At 64.6% G+C, this 24,393-nt stretch carries 24 protein-coding genes and 1 pseudogene; 13 read left to right on the forward strand and 12 right to left on the reverse strand.

Features of this window, described 5'->3' with window-relative positions; all coding sequences use genetic code 11:
• Window positions 1–15: 15 nt before the first annotated feature.
• A complete protein-coding gene (locus EDF74_RS17575) occupies window positions 16–789 on the reverse strand; it encodes a lytic transglycosylase domain-containing protein (protein ID WP_123731317.1) in 774 nt (257 codons plus the stop codon).
• A 299-nt stretch (window positions 790–1,088) separates the two neighbouring features.
• Between EDF74_RS17575 and EDF74_RS17580 the strand changes: the two genes are divergently transcribed.
• Entirely contained in the window at window positions 1,089–2,693 is a 1,605-nt protein-coding gene (locus EDF74_RS17580) for an EAL domain-containing protein (RefSeq protein ID WP_123731318.1), read from the forward strand.
• Window positions 2,694–2,702: 9 nt separating this feature from the next.
• Here the strand turns inward: EDF74_RS17580 and EDF74_RS17585 are convergent, their stop codons facing one another.
• Window positions 2,703–3,677, reverse strand: a complete 975-nt coding sequence (locus tag EDF74_RS17585) for a polysaccharide deacetylase family protein (protein ID WP_260232313.1) — start codon at window positions 3,675–3,677, stop codon at window positions 2,703–2,705.
• A gap of 79 nt (window positions 3,678–3,756) precedes the next feature.
• Window positions 3,757–4,959 carry an MFS transporter gene (locus EDF74_RS17590; protein WP_123731320.1) on the reverse strand — a complete coding sequence of 401 codons (1,203 nt, stop codon included), beginning with the start codon at window positions 4,957–4,959 and terminating at the stop codon, window positions 3,757–3,759.
• 308 nt (window positions 4,960–5,267) lie between these two features.
• On the opposite strand from EDF74_RS17590, the gene EDF74_RS17595 reads away from it, so the two are divergent.
• The 4 genes from EDF74_RS17595 to EDF74_RS17610 all read left to right on the forward strand — a co-directional run bounded on the left by EDF74_RS17595 (window position 5,268) and on the right by EDF74_RS17610 (window position 9,720).
• A complete protein-coding gene (locus EDF74_RS17595) occupies window positions 5,268–6,170 on the forward strand; it encodes a LysR family transcriptional regulator (RefSeq protein WP_123731321.1) in 903 nt (300 codons plus the stop codon).
• Between the two features lie 175 nt (window positions 6,171–6,345).
• Window positions 6,346–7,968, forward strand: coding sequence for an ABC-F family ATP-binding cassette domain-containing protein (locus EDF74_RS17600; RefSeq protein ID WP_123731322.1), 1,623 nt, complete (start codon window positions 6,346–6,348; stop codon window positions 7,966–7,968).
• A 115-nt stretch (window positions 7,969–8,083) separates the two neighbouring features.
• Window positions 8,084–8,353, forward strand: coding sequence for a helix-turn-helix domain-containing protein (locus EDF74_RS17605; protein WP_123731323.1), 270 nt, complete (start codon window positions 8,084–8,086; stop codon window positions 8,351–8,353).
• Window positions 8,350–9,720 (forward strand): HipA domain-containing protein, encoded by a 1,371-nt coding sequence (locus tag EDF74_RS17610; RefSeq protein WP_123731324.1) that lies wholly within the window; start codon window positions 8,350–8,352, stop codon window positions 9,718–9,720. The genes EDF74_RS17605 and EDF74_RS17610 overlap by 4 nt, the downstream gene beginning before the upstream one ends.
• Window positions 9,721–9,738: 18 nt before the next feature.
• Here EDF74_RS17610 and EDF74_RS17615 read toward each other — a convergent pair whose 3' ends face one another.
• Window positions 9,739–11,070: a GTP-binding protein gene (locus tag EDF74_RS17615; RefSeq protein WP_123731325.1), complete on the reverse strand. Its 1,332-nt coding sequence runs from the start codon at window positions 11,068–11,070 to the stop codon at window positions 9,739–9,741.
• A 70-nt stretch (window positions 11,071–11,140) separates the two neighbouring features.
• Here EDF74_RS17615 and EDF74_RS17620 point away from each other — a divergent pair, with 70 nt between their 5' ends.
• Window positions 11,141–11,512: a MerC domain-containing protein gene (locus EDF74_RS17620; protein WP_121042376.1), complete on the forward strand. Its 372-nt coding sequence runs from the start codon at window positions 11,141–11,143 to the stop codon at window positions 11,510–11,512.
• A 22-nt stretch (window positions 11,513–11,534) separates the two neighbouring features.
• Here the strand turns inward: EDF74_RS17620 and EDF74_RS17625 are convergent, their stop codons facing one another.
• Complete coding sequence (locus EDF74_RS17625) at window positions 11,535–11,810, reverse strand: metal-sensing transcriptional repressor (protein WP_123731326.1); 276 nt, start codon at window positions 11,808–11,810, stop codon at window positions 11,535–11,537.
• 52 nt (window positions 11,811–11,862) lie between these two features.
• On the opposite strand from EDF74_RS17625, the pseudogene dmeF reads away from it, so the two are divergent.
• Window positions 11,863–12,849, forward strand: a pseudogene (gene dmeF / locus EDF74_RS17630) (CDF family Co(II)/Ni(II) efflux transporter DmeF).
• A gap of 67 nt (window positions 12,850–12,916) precedes the next feature.
• On the opposite strand, the gene EDF74_RS17635 reads toward dmeF, so the two are convergent.
• A complete protein-coding gene (locus EDF74_RS17635) occupies window positions 12,917–13,249 on the reverse strand; it encodes a hypothetical protein (RefSeq protein WP_260232314.1) in 333 nt (110 codons plus the stop codon).
• Window positions 13,250–13,362: 113 nt separating this feature from the next.
• Between EDF74_RS17635 and EDF74_RS17640 the strand changes: the two genes are divergently transcribed.
• Window positions 13,363–13,794 (forward strand): hypothetical protein, encoded by a 432-nt coding sequence (locus EDF74_RS17640; protein ID WP_123731327.1) that lies wholly within the window; start codon window positions 13,363–13,365, stop codon window positions 13,792–13,794.
• Window positions 13,795–13,943: 149 nt separating this feature from the next.
• On the opposite strand, the gene EDF74_RS17645 is transcribed toward EDF74_RS17640, so the two are convergent.
• Entirely contained in the window at window positions 13,944–14,429 is a 486-nt protein-coding gene (locus EDF74_RS17645; protein ID WP_123731328.1) for an REP-associated tyrosine transposase, read from the reverse strand.
• Between the two features lie 193 nt (window positions 14,430–14,622).
• Here EDF74_RS17645 and EDF74_RS17650 point away from each other — a divergent pair, with 193 nt between their 5' ends.
• Window positions 14,623–15,465 (forward strand): class I SAM-dependent methyltransferase, encoded by an 843-nt coding sequence (locus EDF74_RS17650; RefSeq protein ID WP_019185715.1) that lies wholly within the window; start codon window positions 14,623–14,625, stop codon window positions 15,463–15,465.
• A 12-nt stretch (window positions 15,466–15,477) separates the two neighbouring features.
• Here EDF74_RS17650 and EDF74_RS18275 read toward each other — a convergent pair whose 3' ends face one another.
• Both EDF74_RS18275 and EDF74_RS17655 read right to left on the reverse strand, forming a co-directional pair.
• Window positions 15,478–15,654 (reverse strand): hypothetical protein, encoded by a 177-nt coding sequence (locus tag EDF74_RS18275; protein WP_184997359.1) that lies wholly within the window; start codon window positions 15,652–15,654, stop codon window positions 15,478–15,480.
• Window positions 15,655–15,768: 114 nt separating this feature from the next.
• Window positions 15,769–16,581, reverse strand: coding sequence for an alpha/beta fold hydrolase (locus EDF74_RS17655; protein WP_123731329.1), 813 nt, complete (start codon window positions 16,579–16,581; stop codon window positions 15,769–15,771).
• Window positions 16,582–17,219: 638 nt separating this feature from the next.
• On the opposite strand from EDF74_RS17655, the gene EDF74_RS18170 reads away from it, so the two are divergent.
• Entirely contained in the window at window positions 17,220–18,290 is a 1,071-nt protein-coding gene (locus EDF74_RS18170) for a hypothetical protein (RefSeq protein ID WP_139146313.1), read from the forward strand.
• 98 nt (window positions 18,291–18,388) lie between these two features.
• Here the strand turns inward: EDF74_RS18170 and EDF74_RS17665 are convergent, their stop codons facing one another.
• Both EDF74_RS17665 and EDF74_RS17670 read right to left on the reverse strand, forming a co-directional pair.
• Window positions 18,389–19,528 carry a YncE family protein gene (locus tag EDF74_RS17665; RefSeq protein WP_123731330.1) on the reverse strand — a complete coding sequence of 380 codons (1,140 nt, stop codon included), beginning with the start codon at window positions 19,526–19,528 and terminating at the stop codon, window positions 18,389–18,391.
• A 325-nt stretch (window positions 19,529–19,853) separates the two neighbouring features.
• Entirely contained in the window at window positions 19,854–20,153 is a 300-nt protein-coding gene (locus EDF74_RS17670) for a SymE family type I addiction module toxin (protein WP_123731331.1), read from the reverse strand.
• 296 nt (window positions 20,154–20,449) lie between these two features.
• Between EDF74_RS17670 and dcm the strand changes: the two genes are divergently transcribed.
• Genes dcm through EDF74_RS17685 form a run of 3 tightly spaced genes read left to right on the forward strand, consistent with a single transcriptional unit; the run spans window position 20,450 to window position 23,495 of the window.
• Window positions 20,450–21,700, forward strand: coding sequence for a DNA (cytosine-5-)-methyltransferase (dcm, locus tag EDF74_RS17675; RefSeq protein WP_123731332.1), 1,251 nt, complete (start codon window positions 20,450–20,452; stop codon window positions 21,698–21,700).
• A gap of 2 nt (window positions 21,701–21,702) precedes the next feature.
• Window positions 21,703–22,131, forward strand: coding sequence for a very short patch repair endonuclease (locus tag EDF74_RS17680; protein WP_123731333.1), 429 nt, complete (start codon window positions 21,703–21,705; stop codon window positions 22,129–22,131).
• Window positions 22,132–22,154: 23 nt separating this feature from the next.
• A complete protein-coding gene (locus EDF74_RS17685) occupies window positions 22,155–23,495 on the forward strand; it encodes a type II restriction endonuclease (RefSeq protein ID WP_123731334.1) in 1,341 nt (446 codons plus the stop codon).
• Between the two features lie 62 nt (window positions 23,496–23,557).
• Here EDF74_RS17685 and EDF74_RS17690 read toward each other — a convergent pair whose 3' ends face one another.
• Window positions 23,558–24,307: an HNH endonuclease gene (locus EDF74_RS17690; RefSeq protein ID WP_123731335.1), complete on the reverse strand. Its 750-nt coding sequence runs from the start codon at window positions 24,305–24,307 to the stop codon at window positions 23,558–23,560.
• Between the last annotated feature and the right edge of the window lie 86 nt (window positions 24,308–24,393).

The following is a 24,393-nucleotide window of genomic DNA, read 5'->3' on the forward strand; positions in this document are numbered from 1 at the left end:
CATTGATGCTCCGCCCTACTTCGCCGGCGTCTCCACCTTGAACCCCATCGCTTCGCGGTAGCGCACGTACAACGCGCTGACCTTTTCCACATAGGCCAGCGTCTCGGCATACGGGGGCACGCCCTTGTAGCGCGTCACCGCACCGATCCCGGCGTTGTACGCGGCCGCAGCAAGTACGCGGTCGCCTTTGTAGCGCCGCAGCAGCGCCTTCATGTAACGCGCACCGCCACTGATCGACTGCTCGGCCGAGAGCGGATCGGCCACGCCGTATTCGGTCGCGGTATCGGGCATCAGCTGCATCACGCCCTGCGCGCCCTTGGGCGAGATCGCACCGGCATCGAAATTGCTCTCGGCATGGGCGATCGCACGCAGCCAGGCATCGTCCACACCGGTGGCCTTGGCTGCCGCCTTGAACTGCTTGGCGTGCCGGTTCAACTGCGGCGTGCCGACCTTGCCCAGCCCTTCGTGCGCCGGCTCACCCGGGGGCGTGGCCACGGTGAACTTCAGGAACACCCGCGAGCCCGGCAGGTTGCGGGTGGAGTAGACCAGTGCACCGTCCTGCTCACGTTCGTACAGGGTGCCGCTGAAGATGCCCATGTTGCCCCACAGGTTGGGGGTCTGCACCGCGTTGTCGTCGATCTGCTGCGGGGTGCATTTCGAGCCCGGCTCTGGCGCCGTGGCCAGGCTGACGGTGTTGCTCTGCACGCAGCGATAGACCGTGCGCGCCGATGCCAGGCCAGGCAGCAGCAACGACACCAGGGCCAACGCGGCAGGCAAGGTCGGATTCATCAGGCTCGGATCGGGGCACGGAAGGGTGCGGCGCGATCATCCGGCCGAAGGCGCGAACCGAAGGTGAATACCGGGCTGATCACCCGCGCGACCCAGGTGTCCGGCGGCAGGGACGGGTGACGGAAACGGCCGGTTTCGTCCGTGCTCTGTCGTCGGCCACGCCGCCTGGCCCAGCGGCATCCCAAAGCCTCTGGTTTCAATCCCCGCGCACTGATGGTCATATAGCGGCTCGGGGCCGCGACTGCCCTGGCCCGCCGGGCTGCCATGGACCCCCCTTTCGACGAGGCATCGAGATCTGCTTGAACCGCGCCCGGATCATCGCCGTCACCATCCTGCTGGCCCTGCTCGGCGCCCTCGTGCCGATCGCCACCGTGTTCTATTTCACCTGGAGCCGGGCCAGCGAGTTCGAACAGGTGCGGCTGCAGACCACCGCCGAGCGCACCCTGCAGCGCGCGCACCGCGCCTACGAGGGCGCGTTGAATACCCTGCGCGAACTCAATCGCAGCACCCTGGTGCCCTGCTCGCCCGAGCACCTGCAGCTGATGCGCGGGCTGGTGATGCGCACCCACTCGGCCGAGCAGATCGGGTACTTCGAGAACGGCCGGCTGGCCTGCACCTCGTGGGGGCCGATGGACCCGGGCGTCGTGCAGCCCCCACCGGCCTATGTCACCGCCGAGGGCGCCGGCATCACCCTGGACATCCGTCCGCTCGCCGGCACGCCGCAGCAGCCCTTGATGGCCCTGAGCTACGGCCACTACGACATCCTGATGGACCCGGCGCGGTTGATCGATGTCATCGTCGATCCCAACGTGCGGCTGGCCGTCGCCAGCCCCGACGGACGGCTGATCGCCCAGCAGGACATCCAGGACCAGGCCCTGCTGCAGCGGCTGCTGCGCGAGCCGGCCAGCGGTATCGAAGGGCAGACGCTGTATGCCACCGCGCAGGACCAGGAATGGCTGGCCATCGCCACCGCCCCACGCACCGATCTGGTCGCCGCATTCCGCCACCAGATCGGGCAGTTCATTCCGCTGGGGGTGCTGGGCGCGCTGGCGGCGATCGGTGGCGTGGTGTGGCTGTCGCGACGGCGGCTGTCGCTGCGCGGCGAACTGGCCACGGCCGTCCGCAGGCGGGAGTTCTTCATGCACTACCAGCCGATCATCGAGCTGGATACCGGCATCTGCGTGGGCGCCGAATCGCTGGTGCGCTGGCGTCGTCCCGACGGCAGCCTGGTGCGGCCGGATCTGTTCATCCCGCTGGCCGAGGAGGCCGGGCTGATCGAGGCGCTGACCGACCAGGTCATCGACCACGTGATCACGGACATGCGCGCGTTGCTGGTGCAGGACCGCAGCGCGCACATCGCGATCAATCTGGCCGCCGAGGATGTCAGCAGCGGACGGGCGCTGAAGGTACTGAGCACCAAACTGCAGGGCACCGGCATCCATCCCCAGCAGATCTGGCTGGAGGCGACCGAGCGCGGTTTCATCGATATCCGCCGGGCGCGTACCAGCTTGGCCAATGCACGGCGGATGGGGCACTGCGTGGCGATCGACGACTTCGGTGTCGGCTATTCCAGCCTGCAGTACCTACAGCAGCTGCCGCTGGATGCGCTGAAGATCGACAAGTCGTTCATCGATGCGATCGGGACCGACAGCGCCACCAGCCCGGTCACCTCGCACATCATCGACATGGCCAAGACGCTGGGGCTGTTCACCGTGGCCGAAGGCGTGGAAACGCCCGCGCAGTTGGCCTACCTGCAGGCGCGCCAGGTGGAGTTCGGGCAGGGCTGGCTGTTCTCCAGGGCACTGCCGCCGGACGAGTTCGTGGCCTTCCACCAGCAACGCAAGCAGCAGTACGGACAGGCGCCGGAAGACATGCAGAAACCCGGCAACGACGAGCCCGGCTGAGCCGACTGCCTATTCGGCCTCCAGCCCCGCCAGCGTCATCACCCACGCCGGTAGCTGCGGCTCGCCAGCGTAGAACGCCTTCGGTCTGCCCTCGGCCATCGCCCAGCGTTGGATCCAGCTGATGCCCCCGGCGCCGTTGTAGCCATCGGCATGCTGGTAGGCCGGATCCTGCAGTGCCGCCTCCAGCGAGATGAAGCGATAGCCGCGCCGGCGCGTGGCGGCGACCAGCTCTTCCACGCAGTCCGCGCTGAGCGCATTGGCGTGGATCAACCACACCTGTGCAGGCAACCGGCCCAGCAGCTGCTGCCCCTGCTGCTCGTAGTAGTCCAGCTTGTTGAGCATGTACGGCACGTAGCCGCGGCGCAGCTGGCGCAGGCGGGCCTCACGCGCGACCGGATCGGCCTCGGTATCACGCACCCGGTCGTAGGCGAACGCCCAGATCCACTCGCTGTTGTCGACGGTGACCGGCGCGATCCGGTAGCCGTGCTGCTGCAGGAACACGCCCAGCGCAGCACGTTCTTCCGGGGACTGCCCGGCACGCAGATAGGGATGCCGGAACCAGCGCGGGGTCTGCCCGGTCTCGGCCAGCAACGGGCGCAGCGTCATCTCACCGCGCAGGATGTCCTGCTCATACGCGGCCAGCCCGATCGCGTGCAGATCGACATGGCCGAACGTGTGGTTACCCAGCTCGAACCCGGCATCGCGCCAGTCGCGCAGCATCTGCACGCGCGCAGGTTGCACCCGTCCATCCACCTCGAGTTTGACCTCGTTGACGAAGCCCACCACCGGCACGTCGGCCCGCTTCAGGGCCGCGATCAACTGCGCATGGCGGGCGGCAAGCGCGGGCTCGGCGCGTTCGTCCAGACGCTGCCAGGGCAGGTCGTCGATGGTCAGCGCGATGCGCCGCTCCGGCTCGGCCGCGTGCGCGATACCGGCCAGGCACAGCAGTGCCAGCACACCCCATCGAAAGAATCCCTTGCGCACCCGCTGCTCCCGTCGCGATACCCGGCCCCAGCATAGCGCCGGGTATCGCGCTCCACCTTGCCGGGTGCGGCGGCTGGGCTCAGTGCGTGATCGGCGCCCAGGCACGCGGCTGGCGCAGCACCACCATCAACGTGGCCAGCAGCAGCACCAGCAGGACCGCTGGCAGCCAGCGTTCACCGACGGTTTCCAGCATCACGCCGCCGACGATGCCCGCCAGCGCGATGGCCAGATTCCAGCCGGTCACCACGAACGACTGCGCGATGTCCCCGGCCTCGTCGGCACGACGCGCCACGGCAGTCTGGAACAGCGTGGGGACGCCACCGAAGGAGATTCCCCAGACCACCGTGCCGATCACCAGCACCCACGGCGAGCCCGGCCACAGGCCGAACGCCACTGCCGAGAGTGCGAAGGCCACCGTGCTGGCGATCACCAGCGCGCGCAGCCAGCGGTCCACCAGCAGGCCGGTGATCCAGATGCCGACCAGCGCGGCCACGCCGAACACCAGCAGCAGACGATCCAGCCACACCGCCGCGCCGGACAGCGCCGCGAACGGTTCGATGTAGGTGTACAGGACGTTGTGCGCCAGCACGTACAGGAACATCGTCAGCAGGGCGGTCCGCATGCCGCGCAGGCGCAGCACGCTGACCAGCGGTTGCTGCGCCGCCGCGCCCGGGGCCGGCAGCGGGGGCAGCGCCAGCCGCGCCCACACCAGCAGGCCGACACTGAGCAGCGACATCAATCCGAACGCCCAGCGCCAACCGATGGTCTGGCCGAGCAGCGTACCGGCCGGGATGCCCAACGACAGTGCCAGCGGCGTGCCGACCATCGCCACGGCGATCGCGCGGCCCTGCAGCTGCGGCACCACCATGCGGCTGGCGTAGCCGGCCACCAGCGACCACAGCAGGCCAGCACTGATGCCCGCGCAGAAGCGCGCGACCAGCATCAGCCCATAGTGGTGCGTCATCGCGGTGATGGTGTTGACCACCACGAAGCCGGCGATCGCGGTAAGCATCAACGGGCGGCGTGGCCAGCGCCGGGTGAGTGCGGTCATCGGCAATGCGGCGACCAGCGAGCCGAGCGCGTAGATCGTCACCAACTGCCCGACCAGCGCACGGCTGACGCCGAGATCGGCGCTCATCGGGGACAGCAGGCCGGCCGGCAATGCCTCGGTGAGGATGGTGATGAAGCCTGCGCAGGCCAGGGCGAGCAGCCCGCCGAAGGGCAACCGGCTGGCGGCGTTGGGCAGGGGGAAGGCGTTGGAATCGACCGCGTGCCCGCTCATGGGCGCGCCTGCGTTGGTGCCGTAGCGCAGTTGGAGTAGAGATCGCGAAGGTCAGTGAGGGCAGACATCGGGGCACCAGGGGAAGGGGGAGCGCCACCGTAGGCGTTGGGCCGCCGTCGAAACAGCGGGGTGACGCTCCGCACATTCCGGAGCTGCATGGCCGCAATCGCTCGAATGCCTGTCCCGCAAGGTCTGGAACCAGAACCTGCCGCCCCCGCATCGCAGCGTTGCGGCCCTGGGCATCCCTCCCAGCCCCCGCACGCGCTGCCGGCCGCTACAGTGACTCCTCTCTTCCCATGCAAGCGCCCATGTCAGCCCTGGACAACCTTGGCAACCTGCAGACCTTCGTGCAGGTCGCCGACACCCGCAGCTTCGTCGAGACCGGCCGCATGCTCGGCATCTCCGCCTCGGCAGCCGGCAAGACGGTGTCGCGTCTGGAGCAGGCACTCGGCGTGCGGTTGTTCCATCGCAGCACCCGCAGCGTCACCCTCACCGCCGAGGGAGAGCGCTTCCTGGTCCGATGCCGGCGCATCCTGGATGAGCGTGACGCCGCCCGCGATGAGCTGGTCCAGCAGACCGAGGCGCCCACGGGGGTGCTGCGGGTCAGCCTGCCGCTGGTCGGCGACATCTCGCTGCCGCTGCTCACCGAGTTCATGGCGGCGTATCCCGGCATCCGCCTGGAGCTGGATTTCGATGATCGGCTGGTGGATGTGATCGAGGAAGGCTTCGACGCCGTGCTGCGGGTCAGCGCGCCGACCGACTCGCGCCTCAGCGCCCGACAGCTCGGCGTGTTTCCGCGCTATCTGGTCGCGTCCCCGGACTACCTGGCCCGCCGCGGTACGCCTCGCGTGCCCGAGGACCTGCTGCACCACGACTGCCTGCACTACCGCTTCCCCAGCAGCGGCAAGCTGGAGCCGTGGCCGCTGCCGCAGACGCCGGGCGCAGCGCCGCTGGCACTGCCGGTGTCGATGGTCAGCAACACGATCGAAGCGCGGCTGGCCTTCGCGCTGGCCGGGCGCGGCATCGCCTACATCCCCGAGCACTCGGTGCGCGAGGCACTGGCCGACAGCCGCCTGCAGCGGGTGATGGCCGACCGCATCCATGCCTGTGGCACCTTCTACCTGCTGTGGCCCTCCGGCCGCCATGTGCTGCCCAAGCTGCGGGTCTTCATCGATTTCATCAGCGCCCGGCTGACCGGCGTCAGCTGCTGAGCAGGCGGCGTTCATCGCCCTGCCGCCGGGCGGTTTTATACTGGCAGCGCGGCAGCCAGCCGCCTTTGTTGCCGAGGTAGGCCTACATGCGCCATTGATGCCGCCGTCGTCTGACGGCCCGTCTCCACCCACCTGTTCCGCAGGAGGGGAGTCTTTGGCATCCAATGGAGGTCGCATGACCGCATTCGCTCTCACGCTCGACCGCGTGACGCATACCCTGCCCGACGGCCGGGTCCTGTTTTCCGAACTGTCCGCCGCCTTCGACGGCACCCCGACCGGCCTGGTCGGGCGCAACGGCGTGGGCAAAAGCCTGCTCGCGCACCTGCTCAGTGGCGATCTTACGCCCACCGCCGGCCGCGTCCTGCGCAGCGGGCCGGTGCACCTGCTCACGCAGCACAGCGGCGTGCCCGCCGGCCGTATCGCCGATCTGGCCGGCGTCGGCACGGTGCTCGACGCCCTGCACCGTATCGAGGCCGGCGGCGTGGATCCGGACGACTTCACCCGCGTGGGTGAGCGCTGGGACCTCCGTGAGCAGCTGCAGGCCCAATGGCAGCTGCTAGGGCTGCCCGCGCTGGATCCGCTACAGCCGGCGGCCACGCTCAGTGGTGGCCAGGCGATGCAGGTCGCGCTGGCCGGTGCGTTCCTGTCCGGCGCCGAGGGGCTGATTCTGGATGAACCCAGCAACCACCTCGACGCCGCCCACCGCACGCGCCTGATCGAGGCGCTGCAGCGCTGGCGCGGTGGCCTGATCGTGATCAGCCACGACCGCACGCTGCTGCGGCACATGACGCGCATCGTCGAACTGTCGCCAAGCGGGCTGCGCCAGTACGGCGGCAACTACGATCTCTACGCCGATCAGAAACACGGCGAGCGGCGCAGTGCCCAGACCGAGCTGGCCCTGCGCAAGCGCGAGCGTCGCCAGCAGCAGACCGAGCTGCGCGATCAGCGCGAGAAGATGGCGCATCGGCAAGCGCGCGCTACACGCGATGCACGCACCGCCAACCAGGCACCGATTCTGCTCGGTGGCATGAAGAACCGCAGCGAGCACACTGCCGGCCGCTGGCAGGCACAGCAGAGCGAGCGTCGTACCGAACTGGATGCGCGCGTGCGCGAGGCTGCCGGCGAGGTGGAGCAGGACATTGAGATCGCCCTGCTCGCCCCGGTGATCCAACAGCCCGGGCCGCAGCGCGTGGCCGAGCTCATCGCCGCCGAACTGACGTGGGTGCAGGCGCCCTGGAACACGCTGGATCTCACCGTGCAGCGCGGCCAGCGGATCGGCGTGCAGGGCCGCAATGGCAGCGGAAAATCCACGCTGCTGCGGCTGCTGGCCGGCACGTTGGCGCCGCTGTCGGGGCATGTCGAGGTGGCGGCCAGCGTCGCCCTGCTCGATCAGTCGCTCACGATGCTGCCCGATGACGCCTCGGCCCTGTCACTGCTGCAGCGCGCGCATCCGGTCGCCGACGAAGGCACGCTGCGCACCCAGTTGGCCCTGCTCGGCCTGGATGCCGAGCGCAGCCTGCGGGCGTTGGGCACGCTCAGCGGTGGCGAACGCCTGAAGGCGGCGCTGGCGTCCGTGCTGTACGCGCAGACGCCGCCGCAATTGCTGCTGCTCGACGAACCCGGCAATCACCTCGACCTGCCCTCGCTGACCGCGCTGGAGCAGATGCTCAGCCAGTACCGCGGCACGCTGATGATCGTCTCGCACGATGACGCGCTGCTGGAGGCGGTCGGCTTGACTGACGTTCTGAGCGCGACGAGCGTCGGGTGGCAACTGACGGGCCGGCTTGAATCCTCATGATCGAGAGGATTATTCCCGTGTCGACACGCGTTCAATAGAAATCCTTACGTTAAAAAGGATTTTGGCGTATTCTCGCACCACTGCCGCAGAATCCACACGTTCGTAAGGATAATGCATGAAGGTCACGCTCAAGCACCATGAAGAACTCGGTCCCTTGGTCCGAGCCACGCGCAAGTGCCAGGGAATGCGTCAGGACGACACCGCCGAAGGGATCGGCGTCAGCGAGAACTTCCTTGCCAAGGTCGAGCGCGGCGGCGGCACTGTGCAGTGGCAGAAGCTGTTCCAGGTTCTAACGGAACTCGGCCTGCGCGTGGAGATCGATGTGCCCGACGCGGCCGTAGCACTGCTGCAGGAGCAGGACAGAATGCGCGGAGCGAAACGATGAATCCGTCATCCATCAACGCTGCCCAACCTGCGTTGGGTGACGTGTTCCTGGAAGGGCTGCACTATCCAGAGCGCTCGTTGCTGGCCACCCTGGATGGCCAGCCCGTTGGCACCTTGCACGAGCATCGAAACCTATGGCGGTTCGAGTACACGCCCACCTGGCGTGATCATCCAGAAAGCTTCGACCTCTCGCCTTGGCTGCCGCGCAGCCACAGCCCTCTTCTGGACGGCAGTACTTCGCGCCCCGTGCAATGGTACTTCGACAATCTGCTCCCAGAAGATCAGCAGCGCACACGCGTGGCGCAGGACGCTGGACTCCGCGGCAGCGATGACTTCGCCCTGCTGACCCACTACGGTGCTGAATCCGCGGGTGCGCTGACCCTGCTGCCCCCGCATGTAACACTGGCGCCAGGGAGCCGGGCGCGATTGCCGGATGCCGAACTCTCCCAGCGCATCCAGAACCTGCCGCGCCACTCACTGGCCGGCGGCGCGGAAAAGCGAATGTCGCTGGCCGGCGCACAACACAAATTGGCCGTCATCGAAGACCAAGGCTTGCTGTACCAGCCTGTCGGCACGGAAACGTCCACCCATGTTCTGAAGCCGGACAGTACCGACCCTGATTATCCGCACACGGTGATCAACGAGTATTTTGTCATGCGCCTGGCCCGCGCGATGGGGCTGATGGTGCCCGAGGTGCAGCGACGCTATGTGCCCGAGCCGGTCTTTCTGATCGAACGGTTTGACCGTGTAACGGACGGCGGCAGCACACGCCGCATGCATGCCATCGACGCCTGCCAACTGTTGAACCTCCAGCGCGGAGACAAATACAGTGCGGGAAGCCTTCGGACGTTGGGTGCGGCGATCCACTACTGCCGCGAGAGACTCAACACGCGCAGGCGACTGTTTGACTGGTTGGTGTTCAATGTGCTGACTGGCAACGACGATGCCCATCTGAAGAACCTGAGCTTTCTCGTTGGCACAGGTGGCACCGACCTGGCCCCACACTACGATCTGCTCAGCACCGTCGCGGGCCGCAGTCGCGCCTACAAAGAGGACAGTCCGAGCTGGCCGCAAGCGTCTACGCTTGCTTGGGATCTGCTCGGCGTGCAGCGTTTCGCCGACATCACGCCAGCCTTGCTGGTCGATGCCGGGATACAGCTGGGCCTGCCGTCGCGCTTGGCGCAGCGGCGCCTTGCCGAGATGACATCCAGTGTCGTTCCGTTGGCTGAATCGGTAAAGGCGGAGATCGAAACAGAAGATTCGTACTGGGCTGATGTCGCCGGAGTGACCCTGTACGGCGAGATGCGCATGGTGCGAACGATCATCGAAGTGGTCATCAAGGAGATGGCAAGGCAACTGGCCACCTGAACCCCGGCATCCGTTTGCTCATGCGCGCGCCCACGCCGGGAACGCATCCGGCAACAGCTGCCACAATAGCGGTCCAGCGCGCAGTTCCTCATCATTGAGCAGGCAGGCATCCAGCTCGGCACGCACCGCGTGCTCGTCCATCGCAACGCCGATCACCGCCAGCTCCTGGCGGCGGTCGCCCCACCAGGGATGCCACAGCCTGCGCATCGCCTGGTACTCACCGGCGTCGCCGACCTGTTCCACGCTGGGCAGCGGCGCGGTCCAGCACGCCGCCTGCTGGCGGGCCCAGCCGATATCCGTGTAGGGCACGCGCGTGGGCGGCAGCTCGGGCACGGTGTTCTCCAGGCCCGCCTCCATGCGCTCGCGCGAGGCGTACCAGACCCCCGCGACCGAGGTCTGCGTGGCCGCACCGACACTGGAGAGCTCGCCCACCGAGTCCATGCGGTTGGCCAGCCAGAAGAAACCCTTGCTGCGGATCACGCTGCCCAGCCCGGTCTCCAGCAAGCGCGCAAAGCGTTGCGGATGGAACGGCCGGCGCGAGCGGTAGACGAAACTGGTGATGCCGTATTCCTCGGTCTCCGGCGTGTGCTGCCCGCGCAGCGCCTGCATCCAGCCTGGTGCCAGCTGGGCTTTGACGAAGTCGTAGCGGCCGGTATCAAGCACCTCGTGTAGCGGCACGTTGCCGTGTTCGGACAGCACCAGCCGCGCATCGCGGTTCATCGCGCGCAGCACGGCCAGCGTGGACTGCAGCGTGTCGTCATCGATCAGATCGCACTTGCTCACCACGATTACATTGGCGAACTCGATCTGCTCGGCAAGCAGATTCACCACGCTACGGTCGTCATCCTCACCGGCCTGCTGGCCACGATCGATCAGCCGATCGCTGGAGCCGAAGTCGTGCAGGAACTGCGCGCCATCGACCACCGTCACCAACGTATCCAGCCGTGCGATGTCGCTGAGGCTGAAGCCGTCCTCATCGCGCACCGAGAAGGTCGCCGCGACCGGCATCGGCTCGGCGATCCCGGTCGATTCGATCAACAGATAGTCATAGCGCCCCTCCGCCGCAAGTCTGCGCACCTCCTGCAGCAGGTCATCGCGCAGCGTGCAGCAGATGCAGCCGTTGCTGAACTCCACCAGCGTCTCCTCGGTGCGGCTCAGCGCCGCGCCGCCATCGCGGACCAACTGCGCGTCGACATTGATCTCGCTCATGTCATTGACGATCACCGCCACCCGGCGGCCCTCGCGGTTGCGCAGCAGCTGATTGAGCAGGGTGGTCTTGCCGGCACCGAGGAAGCCGGACAGCACCGTTACCGGCAGACGGGAATCATGAAGGGCAGCAGAGGCAGTCATGGCGGAGCAGGTCTGGAGAGGAGTTGAAATGTTACTATATAACATTCATAGACCAAGACCCCCACGCCCCATGAAGCGATCCTCTGCCCTGTTGGACGCCGGCGCCATTGCGCTGTCCGGCCTATGCCTGCTGCACTGCCTGGCCCTGCCGCTGCTCGCGGCGATGCTCCCGCTGATGGGCGTGTGGGCCGAGGCCGAGTGGGTGCATGCCCTGTTTGTGGCGATTGCCGCGCCGGTGACCGGCTTCGCGCTGTGGCGCGCGCACCGTCAGCACCGTCTGCCCGTGCTGGCGATGGCCGCCGCGTTGGTCGGGCTGCTGTTGCTCCTGGCCGGCGCCATGGGCTGGCCGAGCCACGAGGCCGAAACCCCGATGACCGTGGTCGGCAGCCTGCTGTTGGCCAGCACGCATGTGTGGAACGCGTGGCGACGGCACCGGCACTGAGCCGGGGCGAGCGCTGCGTCCCCTACTTGCCGTAGGCGCGCAGCAGCTTGACCAGCACTTGGGCCTCGGCCGCGCGCTCGACCGGATCGTCCGGGCCGACCACGTGCTCCTGCAGGTGCTCATCGAGCAGCGCCATCAACAGTGCGTGTGCCGCCCCGCGCACGGCCGAGGCCTGCATCAGGACATCGGTGCAATCGGCCTCGGCCGACTGCAGGGAGGCTTCGAGTGCGGCGACCTGGCCCGCCATGCGGCGGACCCGGGCGAGCAAGGGTTTGCGGTGATGTTGAACGTGCGACATGGGGCCGGAGCATATACCCTATAGGGGTATAGTCCAATGGCTGGATTGACCCATGATCCTCAACGCTGCCGCCGACGCCCGCCGCCACACCCATCGGTTCGACGATGGCAATCCCCTGGCCGAGCGCAGCACGCAGCGCGCGCTCTGGCTGACCACGGCGATGATGATCGTGGAGATCATCGGCGGGTGGTGGTTCAACTCCATGGCCGTGCTCGCCGACGGCTGGCACATGAGCTCGCACGCACTGGCGCTGGGGCTGTCTGTGTTCGCGTACGGTTTCGCACGCCGCCATGCACACGACCATCGTTTCACCTTCGGCACCTGGAAGGTCGAGATCCTGGCCGGTTACACCAGTGCCATTGCCCTGCTCGGCGTCGCGCTGCTGATGGCCGTGCAGTCCGGGCAGCGGCTGTTCGTGCCCAGTGCCATCCACTACAACGAGGCCATTGCGATCGCGGTGGTCGGGCTGGCGGTCAATCTGCTGTGCGCATGGTGGCTGCGCGACCACCATGACCACGGGCATCACCCGCATGGCCACCACCATGGGCATGGGCACCACCACGCGCATGAGCAGAGCGGTCATGGCGCGCATGGCACCTAGGACCTCAACCTGCGCTCGGCCTACCTGCACGTCATCGCCGACGCCGCCACCTCGGTGCTCGCGATCGCCGCGCTGATCGGCGGCAAGGTCTGGGGGGCGGCGTGGCTGGACCCGGTGATGGGCCTGGTGGGCGCAGTACTGGTCACCGTCTGGGCGATCGGCCTGCTGCGCGACACCAGCCGTGTGTTGCTGGATGCGCAGATGGACGCACCGGTGGTGGCGGAGGTACGCGAGGTGATCGAACAGGGGCCGTGGTCGGCGCAGCTGTCCGACCTGCACGTCTGGCAGGTAGGTCGCGGCAAGTACGCGGTCGTGGCCAGCCTGGTGAGTGCCGATCCACTCACTGCCGATCAGATCCGCGAGGCGCTGTCTGTGCATGAAGAGCTGGTGCACGTCACGGTGGAAGTGCACCGACTGGATGCGGCGCTGCCTGCTTGATCAACGCACGGACGGCCGATTGGCCGCGCGGAGCCGGCGGTGCCTCGGCACCTGCCTGGGTACTGCCTCAGTGCTTGAACATCATCCCGACCAGGAACAGCACCAGCGGCGCGGCACTGAACACCGCGCCGACGATCCCCAGCCACGGCCAGCGCTCCTGACGCACGCGCGAGCCGACCGTCGCGATCAGGCCCACGGCCGCTGACGCGAGGACGCCGATGGAGACACCTGTGGTGCTGGCCCCCGCGGTGACCCCGTGGTTGGCCGCAGTGGCGATGTGGGCGGCGGCGGCACCGACGGGGAGGCCGAGGAAGCTGACCAGGCCGAGCAGCGGGAATCGCTGAGCCGAAATCGGCGTCGTCGACGGTGAGCGCGGCGCTTGCGGAGAATCTGGCGGCACGGGGTGTCTCCTGAGAATCGCGTCACCGTACACCATCGCCCGTGGTGCACACAGACGGGATCTTTTCATGCCGTGTTGGACAATGCCCTCAACATCCGCCGACAGGAACCGCCATGCGCTTGTTGCCCAGCTTGTTCTCCAGCCTGCTCATCCTGTCCCCGCTCCTGCTGACCGGTTGCGGCAAGGACAACAGCGCCGGCGTGTTCTCCTCCGATCCGTTGCTCGGCTGCTACGCCACCCACGCACGCAAGCCCGCCGAGTTCCGTATCGAGCAGCAGCAGGGCCAGTACTACGTGTCCTTCAACCGCGATGAGCAATGGCAGCGCGACGCCACGCCGCTGCAGGAATCCAGCCGCGCAGAGATCGCCCAGTTCTTCCGCGACGATGCCGACCAGATCAACAAGGCCCTGGTGCGCCCCGGTGGCGGCTTCGGCATCTTCAAGTTCAACCCCGGTGCCACACTCAAAGGCAAAGCAAAGGACAGCGACTACATGGCACTGGTCCTGATCGGTGCCGGGCCGGTGTTCCCGGTGAAATGCCCCTGATCGCCAAGATGCTTCGCGCCCCCCCCCTACCGGGCCACTGATGCCGGCTGCGGCCCACCGCACGCCCGCACCAGTAGCCCGGTCCGCAACACCCATCCCCCGATACCGCCTGCCGCACGCCTCCGCGGGCAAGCCCCCATCCTCATACGTCAGCTGCCCTCCCCCGGTTCGCGGCGGCCGCGGTGGATCGAGCTGTACGGCCATTGCGTCGCGTCACGCACATGCCCGTGCTTGACCGGGTTGTGGTGCACGTAGGCCACATGCCGCTGCAGGTCCTCGGCATCTACGATCCGATGCTCGCGAAAGCCGTTGTGCCACAGTGGCCGCAGGCTGCGATCACGCCGGAGCTGCAGCCGTGGATCGGCCATCGGCAACTGGCGGTCGAAGATCGCCTGGACCTGCGCCCAGCGGCGATGGCCCTCCTCGTCGCCCTCCGGCAGCGTCCACACGCCGTGCAGATGGTCCGGCAGCACCACGATCGCGTTGATCCGGAACGGCCGCGCCTGCTGCGCCACCCGGAACGCCAGCCGCAGGATCTGCGCCTGTTCCACCAGCAGGCTGCTGCTGCGATCGCGCAGGTGCGCGCTGAAGAAATAGGTGGTACCGGTCGGCCAGAGGATGTGGTCGTAGGACATGACCCAAGTATCCGAAGCGTCCCTGCGCAGTTCGATCAGCGCACTCCCTGCCGGCGCCTCGGATACCCGCGCACACGTGGGTCGGAATCCTCGCAGCTCGGGGCTGCATGACGGCCGGCCAGCGGCTTCTCAGGTACGATGCCCACCCCTGACTGCCATACCGTCTGGCGCTCGCGCCGCGGCCTGAGATCCCGTGCCCCACTACACCGGCCCCCTGCTGACCCGCCCGCTCGCCGAGAGCCTGACCCGCGCCCGCGATGCCGGCACCGGCGAATGGACCGGCTCGCTCGACCTCGGCCGCTCCACCGGCACCGCCACGCTGGCGGCCGACCACTGGCAGTGGAAGGGTGAAACCTACGCCTATCCCGGCAAGACCAAGGACCGCACCCTGTACTACTGGGACGGCGAGGAATTCCTGGCGATCTCGCGCTTCGGCTCGGCGCTGATCAAGCTGGTGCCGACCGACTGGGACGCGCCGACGTTCGAGATCGACGGCATCAAGATGCTGCCCAGCGCGCAGGTCTCCCCGTTTGAGGATGCCCGCCGCAAGGTCGCGCTGATCGCACCGGCCGGCAAGACCGTTCTGGATACCTGTGGCGGCCTGGGCTACTTCGCGGCGTGCTGCCTGGAAGGGGGAGTCACCCGTATCCGCTCGTTCGAGAAGAATCCGGATGTGCTGTGGCTGCGCACGCTCAATCCGTGGTCGCCGGATCCGGACGCGGAAAGCAGCGGCGGTCGGCTGGCGCTGAGCCAGGGTGACGTGTCGCAGGAAATCGAAGGGCTGGAGACCGCCTCGGTCGACGCGATCCTGCACGATCCGCCGCGCTTCGGCATCGCTGGCGAGCTGTACTCACAGGTGTTCTACGACCAGCTCGCGCGCGTCATCCGCAAGGGCGGCCGGATGTTCCACTACACCGGTGCGCCGAACAAACTGACCAGCGGCCGCGATGTGCCGCGCGAGGTCGCCAAGCGGCTGGAAAAGGCAGGCTTCAAGGCCGAGCTGGCGATGGACGGGGTGCTCGCGGTCAAGCGCTGAGCAAGGGGCTGGTCAACTGCCGCGTGGCAGTTTGGCCGCCCACATGTTGTCAACCAGATTGGGATAGCGCCGCCCGTTCTCCTCGGCGCGCTGACGTGCCGCATCCTTCTGCGCCTCGGAGAGCGGCTGCGACTTTTTCTTCCCATTGGGACTGGGCTTCTTCCAGGGCGGTGTCTGGGACGGGCGCATGGGTGGTCTCGTGTGGAGTAGCGCTGCATTCTCGCTAAGCCGGTGCAGCGTACAAGAACGCCCGACACGTCATCGCAACGTGCCGGGCGCGTACTGCGAAGAACGACCTGCGACTTACTTCTTCAGGAAGTCCAGCAGCGCCTTGTTGAACGCATCGGCATGGCTGGCATTGCAGCCGTGCGGCGCGTCCTTCAGCACCACCACCTCACTGCCCGCGATGGCCGCATGGGTGCGCTTGCCCGAACCCTCGAACGGGACCGTGCCATCGCTGTCGCCGTGCAGCACCAGGGTCGGCACCGTCACCTTCTTCAGGTCGTCGCGGAAGTCGGTCGTGCCGAAGGCTTTCATGCAGCCCAGCGCGGCGGTCTGGTCGGACTGCTGACAGAGCTTGATCGCGGCCTGGCGCTCTTCCTCGCTGACCTTGAGCTCGCCGTTGGCGCTGAAGAAATCCTTGGTGAAGCCATCGAAGAACGTGTCGCGGTCCTTCTCCAGGCCTTCGCGCATTTCATCGGCCTTTTCCTGGGTCAGCGGGCCCTCGGGGTTGTCGCTGGTCTTGAGCATGTACGGCGGCACCGCCGAGGCGAAGACCACGCTGTGCAGGCGTGATTCGCCGTGCTTGGCGACGTAGCGCGCCACTTCACCACCGCCCATCGAGAAGCCGACCAGGGTGGCGTCTTTCAGGTCCAGATCCTCGATCACACCGGCCAGATCATCGGCGAGCGTGTCGTACTCGTAGCCATCGGCCGGCTTTTCCGAGCGCCCGAAACCACGGCGGTCATAGGCCACCACACGGTAGCCCGCCTCGCGCAGCGCGGGGACCTGCGCCTTCCACGATTCGGCCGACAGCGGCCAGCCGTGGATCAGCACTACCGGGCGGCCGGTGCCACCGGAATCTTCAACGTGCAGGCGAACGCGGGAAGCAGCCATGGGAACTCCTTGGAGCGATGGGGAATGAAGTTCGATCCTAGGGAGAGGGGGTTGGGTGAGCCGTGAAAGAAAGCGCGATGTCGCTGACGTGACGTGCACGGGGCTGACTGACATCCGCCGATGGGTTCAGCGAAACGACGACGGGATGACGCGGCGCGATCTCAGCTTCTGAGACGGCGCCCGACGATAGTTGCCATGGGGCATCGTCGACGCTGGGAACCGGTACATGGACTGTCATGAGATCACGCCGGAGGCTGCCAGCTGCACAACGGCGAGGCCGCCCAGCGCTGCCTGCTGCGGGTTGGCCATAACCCTGTTGCTGCATGGTCTTGGCGCGCACCAGGCATCGCGTGCGGCATTGACTGCTGCACTACGACGGCTACCGTTGACAGAGCGTTGTGCCAGCTGCGCGTTGTTGCGTTGGAATGAGGTCTCGTAGAAGTCGACCATGCCCACCCGGGCACGGTGCCTCTCAGCGCTTATGCTCGGGAATCGCCAGCAACGGCCAAGAGGACCGCCGGGATTGAGCGCGCCAAGTACGACCTGAATTCGATAGATCTCATTTTTTGATGTTGTTTGACGCCAGACATCTGGATTCCATTTAGATTTTCTTCAATCCAGAAAAGGGAAATACTTAGATGCAAGGATCACAGCTTCCGCCTCCCCCGAAGGTCGGGACATGGAGAGAAGATTCAAAGCTGATCGCCAGATGGATCGAGCGTCATCCGATCATTCTCGGCGCCTTGGCCTTCCTGCTTCCCAGCACAGGTCTCTATCATTTTGCGACAATCGGCCGTGTGCCATTGGAGATAGCTTCATCGGACATCATTGCAGCGCTTCCACTGTTGCTCGGGCGCATCACGTTCATCGTAGTCGTACTATCTGCACTACCGATACTCCCTGCACTATTGATGTTCGAAGGTGCAGTGCGCGAGCCGGATGGTCGCGTGCGCGTGCTTCCAAGTGCGCGTCGAGCGAGACGTAGAAAGGTGCGTCAATGGCTCCTCGCCCTGGCGATTCCCGGATTCATGATCGCCGGTGCACTCATCGGCACTGTGAGCTTCGGATTGCCCGATACATGGGTCATCCCATTGGCCATCGCCATCTCAAGTTCCACCTTCGCCTTTACAATCCACCGTATCAGACGAACGCCAAGCAAGGACACGATGGCAATTGATTCCATCGCGCTTTACATGGCAGCGGGCGTGGCTCAGATGATGGTCGCGTTGATCACGATGCAGCTCAGCCTTCGTTTCGTTAGTGACTCCATGAATCAATGGATCGTATTTGGAATTTTGATTGTTGCAACAATATTAGTTGCCATTCTTCAAGTGCTGCTTATAAGGATAATTGAATTGACAAGCAGTCATGCCGGCTTCGTCAAACAGGCTTTTTTTGGAGCTCTGGTGGCCATATCGATCGCCTTCACCTTCCCACCTAGTGGAGCGGCGCTGACCGCAGCGGTACTGCGCGACAGCGCATCCGGCGGCAATCGATGTGTCACGCTGGAGCTGACACGCGACGCCGCCGATTTCGCCAAGTTGATTGCCCCGAGCGGGGTCGATGAAGCAAAAACTGTAGGCCTAAGCCTTCTTTCCAACCTGGGAGGCACCTACTTGGCACGCAAACACGGTAGCCCGGACGATACGGTCCACCGAATTCCGATTGCGAAAGTAACCGGAATGAAAGCCTGCCCGGAAGACGGATGAAGAATGGCATTGCGTTAGGCTATTAATGCCTTTGCTGGTAAGAGCACGTGCGCGCCGACCACCATTGAGATGGTCGGCGCGCCTGAGACTTGACGGACTTACAGCGCAATCCGAGCAACTGACTCTTCGCTGCCCTTCGGCTCGCTGTCACCGTTCTTGACGGTCACGTACAGCACGTTCTTCTTGGCATCCAGCGCCAGGCTGTTCGGGTGGGTCGGCACCGCGTAAGTGGCCACCTGCTTGTAGGTGTCGCTGTTGTACGCGGTCACGGTGCCGCCATCGCGGTTGGTGACGTACAGGCGCTTGCGCGGTGCATCCAGCAGGATGCCCAGCGGGCCGGCATCGGTCGGGATGCTGGCCAGTTCCTTGCCGGTGGTGCGGTCCAGCACCAGCACACGCTGACCCGGATGCTTCGATTCGAAGCCGGAGCTGCTGGCTTGGTACTTGCGGATCATTTCCGAGCCCTGGTCGGTCACGAACAGGCGCTTGCCGGCCGGATCCAGCGCGATGTTCATCGGCTGCTCGGCACTGACCTTGAAGCGCTGCTCGACCTTGCCGCTGTCGGTGCCGACGGTAACGACCTCGGCCAGCAGGTTGGAGGTGTACACGCGCTTGGCCTTGGCATCCAGCGCCAGACCCGGCGCCTTGGCGTTGCCCAGGCCCGGAATGGTGTTGATGACCTTCAGCGACTGCGTATCCACCACGAACAGGACGCTGCCCTCGCCGGAGTGACCGGTGACGTACAGGCGGTTGTTGGCGCCATCGACGACCAGCTCACGCAGATCGTGGGTGTAGGCGGCCTTGCCATCCTTGCCGACCTTCTTTTCCATCAGCTGCACGATGCCGACCGATTTATTGGTGGCAGTGTCGACCACGGTGACCGAGGTATCGACGGTGTTACCGACGTACAGCCGATTGTTTGCATCGTCCAGCACGACGCCGAACGCCTTGCGTTCCAGCGGAATGGCGGTCTCGATGGCCAACGTTTCCGGGTTCAGACGCAGGACCTGGGACGGACCGGCCGCATCGCCGAAGCCGCCCGAGGAGGCGACGAAAACGGCGTTCTGCTTGGGGCTGAAAGCCAGCTCGTAGACGCCTTGGGCGATGGCTTTACGCTGGACAGCCGCGGTGCTGGCGGATGCCGTGGCCTCGTCGGCGGCGAACGCGGACGGGGCGCCAAGGCTCAGGGAGATGGCGAAGGCCAGAGCGGCCGAGCGGATTACGGAATTGCGGAGCATGCGAGCTTCCTTGAAGGGGCACGGGAGGGTGTCCTGGCTCGCTGGGCCGTACGTGTGACGGCCGGCCCCGCATCTGTCTGCGCTGGGTGGGCTGGCTGGGTTAGCAGGGGAATGGTAGCAGGATAGGCTGCGGGTATGGCCTGCACCGTTACCAGCAACACCTCCCGACCAAGGCACGTGTCTACCAAACCTTTGGCACCACCAGTTTCCCCTGCTCCAGATCAAACGGCAGCACCCACAACCTCAACTGAACATCAAACGCGAACACGGGCAGGCCCTGAGAGAACCCGGTATGCGACGGATACACGTGGGCAGGAGCGAGCGCTCAGCCGGTTCGGCGCTGCAACTTGCGGAGGATCTTCTTGACCAACGCCACGGGCCGCTCCGCCACCTTAAGGGTGATGCTGCCGTGCGTGGCCTCCACCTTCAGGCGGGCGCCTACGTCGAAGCCGAGCTTGTCCAGCCAACGACCGCGCAGCTTGAGATAGGGAACAATCTCGGTAGGACCGTACTCTTCGCGGCCCGGGTACGTCAGCGCGCCTACGCGGTAGCTCCGTGCCGGGCGGGCGTAGGGCTTGCGCATGGGGCGCATGTCATCGGGTTCGTCTTCCCTCGGCGTCAACATGTTGGAGCTCCTGCAGGGCTTGCCCTTGCCGGGATGGCAAGGGGAGGTGTGTGCCACAGGAGGTTCTACGCTAGGGGAAAATCATTCGGGATGGTGAAGAGCGTTGGAAATAGTTCGTTTCTCTTGATCGGCAAAGCTCCATGGACCGCGCGAGTCGCGATCGCAGTCTTTGAGACGGCCCAGTGTCAACGTCCCAGCCGGGCTTCCCTGACCTCTCAGTGCTCCCTCCAGCGATACCCCCTCTTCACCCACGGGACGAAATTGGACATACTGTCCACTGAATTCCCGGAGCATCCATGAATACGTACGAGCTGATCGACCTTTCCCTCCAGCGCTTTTCAACGAAGGAGGTCGCCCAAGCCCTTGGAGTTGATCCGAAGACCGTCAAACGTTGGCAAGTCCGCGAGACCGAGCCCAAGCCCTACGTTGCGGAAGCCATCCGCCAGCGCCTGCTGCCCTTCGGCGACCCGCCGACCGGCGAAGGAAAGTTTCGCTTTATCGACCTGTTCGCCGGCATCGGCGGTATCCGCACGGCATTCGAGAAGCAGGGTGGACGCTGCGTGTTCACCAGCGAGTGGGACCCCTACGCGGTCAAGACCTACAAGGCCAATTTTCACGACGGACCAGGGCATACCTTCGCCACGGATATCACCAAGGTCCACGAAGCCGACGTTCCCGACCACGACGTTCTGCTCGCCGGTTTCCCCTGCCAGCCGTTCTCGATTGCCGGAGTATCCAAGAAGAACGCGCTGGGCCGTCCGCATGGGTTCTCTGACAAGACGCAGGGAACCCTGTTTTTCGACGTGGCTCGCATCATCGCCGAGAAGAAGCCGCGTGCGTTCCTGCTTGAGAACGTGAAGAACCTGATGAGCCACGACAAGGGCCGCACGTTCTCCACCATCATTGACGTGCTGCAGAACGAGTTGGGGTACCAGGTCAAGCACAAGGTCATCAACGGCAAGCATTTCGGACCGCAACACCGCGAGCGCATCATCATCGTGGGCTTCCGTGAGCCGAACGACTTCGATATCCACAAGGTCGAGCTGCCGAGCTTTGAGGATGCTCCAAGGATGGGCTCCGTTCTTCACAGCCAAGATGGAACGGAAGCCACTGACTCCCCCTACGTTGATGGTGCGAACGGCAAGGTGCTTGAGAAGTACACACTCTCGGACAAGCTCTGGGAGTACCTGCAGAACTACGCTACGAAGCATCGAGACAAAGGCAACGGCTTTGGCTTCGGCCTCGTGAACAGCGAAAGCACCTGCCGCACGCTTTCTGCCCGCTACTACAAGGATGGTTCAGAGATCCTTATCTCGCAGGGCGCCAAGAAGAATCCCCGCCGCCTCACGCCGCGCGAATGTGCGCGCCTGATGGGGTTCGATGACAACTTCCGAATTCCTGTCTCCGATACTCGCGCCTATAAGCAGTTCGGCAACTCGGTGGTCGTTCCGGTCATCAGTGAGGTTGCCCGCATCATGGCGCCCTATCTGGTTGAAAACGAGGCATCTGAGCAGGCGAAGCCGGCAAAGAAGAAGACAAAGGTCTGACATTGGTCGACAGCCTCACCCAGGAACAGCGCTCCGCGCAGATGTCGCGGATACGCGGTACCAACACCAAATTGGAGGTGTTGGTCCGCAAAGCACTACACGCTAGGGGATTTCGCTTTCGTCTTGGTGGAGCTGGCCTGCCGGGCAAGCCGGATGTAATCCTCCCCAAGTACAGAACGGCAGTGTTCGTGCATGGCTGCTTCTGGCACGGCCACAGCTGCCCCTTGTATCGCCTTCCGCAGACCCGCCCTGAGTTCTGGAGCGCCAAGATCGACTCGAACAGGCGGCGCGATGCACGCGTTGAATCCCAGTTGCGCGAGTCTGGCTGGAAGGTGGAGCTGGTGTGGGAGTGCTCCCTGCGCGGCGCGAAGGAAACTGAACGCGAGTTGTTCTTTGATCAGCTAGCGGCGAGAATCCGCGCAACAGGCTGAAATCATCCGGTACGGAGGCTGGTGTGTTTCAAGATACTTCTGAGGAGAGTGAATGGGAACTCATCGAACAGTGGGTTGCGCGTAGCGAGAAGCTGTTCCTAAAGAAGCTCTCACGCAATGACACATCGTGGGCAGACGACAGGGGGAAGCACCAAGCCGGCTTCTATATTCCCCGGACCATCCGTGAATCGGGGTTCTTCCCGACGCTCGCTGTCCGCAATGACAAGCCGCACATCTTCCAAAGCGACTTCCCGACGTTCTGGCCTCAGACTGGAGAACGGAAGGCCTCGGGCATGCGTCACTACAGCAACAAAGGGTCAGAGACCCATTTCACGGTCATACCGCACGAACTGTTTAGAGGACTGAGCCCGGCCTCTTGGCTACTGGGCGGAAGGCTCGTGGATCCGGTCACTGATGCGCGCCACTGGTTTGTCGTAATCAACTCCACAAGCCAAGACGCAGAGCTTCTTGAGACCGCGTTAGATATCAGTGCGGAGTTCCATTTCGACATTTTCGATCCATCGCAACTTCTTACTGCCAGCGCGCTGGACAGGGATGCGTCGGACGAACTTATCGCAAGGATCAATGAGGCCATCCTCAATGGCACGCTGGATCGGCTCCTCGCTTCGGTAGGCAACCTACCGCCACCTGCGGCGATTGCGGAGGAGGCGCGAGCCGCTTACTTCAAGTCGACAGGCACGCGCGGCCTCGACCCGTTTGACATGGTTGCCCCAGGCGATGCCGTGATGCGCATCAGTCGGGACTTTGAGTTTCAGATTTTCAAGGGTTACGAGCTTCGCCGTCGCGCCGTAGAGATCGTCGCCACGCTGAGAAGTCATGCCGATATGACGTCAGCCGCCGTTCGTGGATTTCCCGATCTTGACCGAATTTTCTTAAGCGCGAGTCAGCAGCGCAAGAATCGGGCCGGGCGGTCCTTCGAGTACCATTTGGCCGCAATGCTCCAAGCAGGCAGTGTAAAGTTTGAGGAGCAGGCGATCTTGGGGGGACGGCGACCGGACTTTGTGCTACCGGATAAGGCCGCGATGCTGCCGGGTGCAGAGCGCGGCTACTTGGAAGCGCTGATTCTCTCGGCCAAGACGACGCTCAGAGAACGATGGAAGCAGATCACTCACGAGCGATTTAACAGTGCAATTTTCTTAGCAACCGTTGACGATCGGGTTTCCAAGCAAGCTCTGGACGAGATGCAGACGGCGGACATCGCTCTCGTTGTTCCTGAGTCACTGAAAGCAAGTAAGGAAGCAGCATATAGCGGCCACTCGAACGTTATCTCATTCAAGGAGTTCTTTGAAACCGAAGTGGCGGAGAAGCGGCCAACTCTCCTCAAGCTCAGACATTTCGTCTAGCATGCAATAAACAAGTCAATCCATTTGTGGACTTGGCTCCTCCACCAATGCTGACGATATTCTCATACAATCGTTTTACGTATTGCGCCAACCAAAGATCTAGAGGCGATGGCTCGTCCTTGACCATGGTGGAGGAATCTATGACATCTTGGGCAAAGGGCTGCGACATTTGAAAGGACGTCCGGACCGCCATTGCTCAACGGGTCGATATGATGAACCTCTAGATACGGCTTGCCATCGTCGCGGATGATGAGTGTCTCTTCGCAGTTTGGCATTTCACATGCGCCGTTAGCTCTCAAAAGCGCAGACGCTACAACCCATGGGTTCCGCAGGAAGGTGACCCGTTGAACCACGCACCGCTCCGCCGGCGCTGTAACCTTAGCCCGCGCCGCGACCTGCTTCGGAATTAGTGGGGCAAATGAACTGATGAATTCTTCGAGGTCCGCTGGACAGTCGCTCATCCTGAATGCATATAGCTCGGCCCCGATACCTCCGATTGCCACGCAGTCGCCGAGCTTCATCCAAGCACTGATGATCTCACGCCCCATCCTAGGCTCAGGTCTTCTGCTTGCCCGGGTACTTCGGGCAGCCTCATAGTAGGAAGCTTCAGCAGCGTTCAGCTCTGCATCGAATGCCACCATGATCATGAACGATTCATCGTGCTGTGGGTTCCGACCAGCAGCGGCGAGTACGCGCACTTGGTCCTTCGTAAGGACGTACGCGCCTCTCGCCACATCGGTTGCAGTAACCACCTTGGCAGCAAGCTCATCAAAAATTGAAAGTTCGCGCAATGCAGCAACGGTAATTGTCATGGACTCTCGATAGCTAGAGCAGCTTAGCAGCCGTGAATATTGCGGGATTCAGATCGTGATTGCGGGCCGACGTACGCGATCCGCAC

The organism is Stenotrophomonas rhizophila (genome assembly GCF_003751305.1).
GTDB classification, from domain to species: domain Bacteria; phylum Pseudomonadota; class Gammaproteobacteria; order Xanthomonadales; family Xanthomonadaceae; genus Stenotrophomonas; species Stenotrophomonas rhizophila_B.

What these genes read in the sequence shown, in the direction of transcription:
- EDF74_RS17575 (WP_123731317.1), bottom strand. Translation starts at nt 789, where the DNA reads ATGAATCCGACCTTGCCTGCCGCGTTGGCCCTGGTGTCGTTGCTGCTG.
- EDF74_RS17590 (WP_123731320.1), bottom strand. Translation starts at nt 4,959, where the DNA reads ATGAGCGGGCACGCGGTCGATTCCAACGCCTTCCCCCTGCCCAACGCC.
- EDF74_RS17595 (WP_123731321.1), top strand. Translation starts at nt 5,268, where the DNA reads ATGTCAGCCCTGGACAACCTTGGCAACCTGCAGACCTTCGTGCAGGTC.
- EDF74_RS17600 (WP_123731322.1), top strand. Translation starts at nt 6,346, where the DNA reads ATGACCGCATTCGCTCTCACGCTCGACCGCGTGACGCATACCCTGCCC.
- EDF74_RS17605 (WP_123731323.1), top strand. Translation starts at nt 8,084, where the DNA reads ATGAAGGTCACGCTCAAGCACCATGAAGAACTCGGTCCCTTGGTCCGA.
- EDF74_RS17610 (WP_123731324.1), top strand. Translation starts at nt 8,350, where the DNA reads ATGAATCCGTCATCCATCAACGCTGCCCAACCTGCGTTGGGTGACGTG.
- EDF74_RS17615 (WP_123731325.1), bottom strand. Translation starts at nt 11,070, where the DNA reads ATGACTGCCTCTGCTGCCCTTCATGATTCCCGTCTGCCGGTAACGGTG.
- EDF74_RS17620 (WP_121042376.1), top strand. Translation starts at nt 11,141, where the DNA reads ATGAAGCGATCCTCTGCCCTGTTGGACGCCGGCGCCATTGCGCTGTCC.
- EDF74_RS17625 (WP_123731326.1), bottom strand. Translation starts at nt 11,810, where the DNA reads ATGTCGCACGTTCAACATCACCGCAAACCCTTGCTCGCCCGGGTCCGC.
- EDF74_RS17640 (WP_123731327.1), top strand. Translation starts at nt 13,363, where the DNA reads ATGCGCTTGTTGCCCAGCTTGTTCTCCAGCCTGCTCATCCTGTCCCCG.
- EDF74_RS17645 (WP_123731328.1), bottom strand. Translation starts at nt 14,429, where the DNA reads ATGTCCTACGACCACATCCTCTGGCCGACCGGTACCACCTATTTCTTC.
- EDF74_RS18275 (WP_184997359.1), bottom strand. Translation starts at nt 15,654, where the DNA reads ATGCGCCCGTCCCAGACACCGCCCTGGAAGAAGCCCAGTCCCAATGGG.
- EDF74_RS17655 (WP_123731329.1), bottom strand. Translation starts at nt 16,581, where the DNA reads ATGGCTGCTTCCCGCGTTCGCCTGCACGTTGAAGATTCCGGTGGCACC.
- EDF74_RS18170 (WP_139146313.1), top strand. Translation starts at nt 17,220, where the DNA reads ATGCAAGGATCACAGCTTCCGCCTCCCCCGAAGGTCGGGACATGGAGA.
- EDF74_RS17665 (WP_123731330.1), bottom strand. Translation starts at nt 19,528, where the DNA reads ATGCTCCGCAATTCCGTAATCCGCTCGGCCGCTCTGGCCTTCGCCATC.
- EDF74_RS17670 (WP_123731331.1), bottom strand. Translation starts at nt 20,153, where the DNA reads ATGTTGACGCCGAGGGAAGACGAACCCGATGACATGCGCCCCATGCGC.
- dcm (WP_123731332.1), top strand. Translation starts at nt 20,450, where the DNA reads ATGAATACGTACGAGCTGATCGACCTTTCCCTCCAGCGCTTTTCAACG.
- EDF74_RS17690 (WP_123731335.1), bottom strand. Translation starts at nt 24,307, where the DNA reads ATGACAATTACCGTTGCTGCATTGCGCGAACTTTCAATTTTTGATGAG.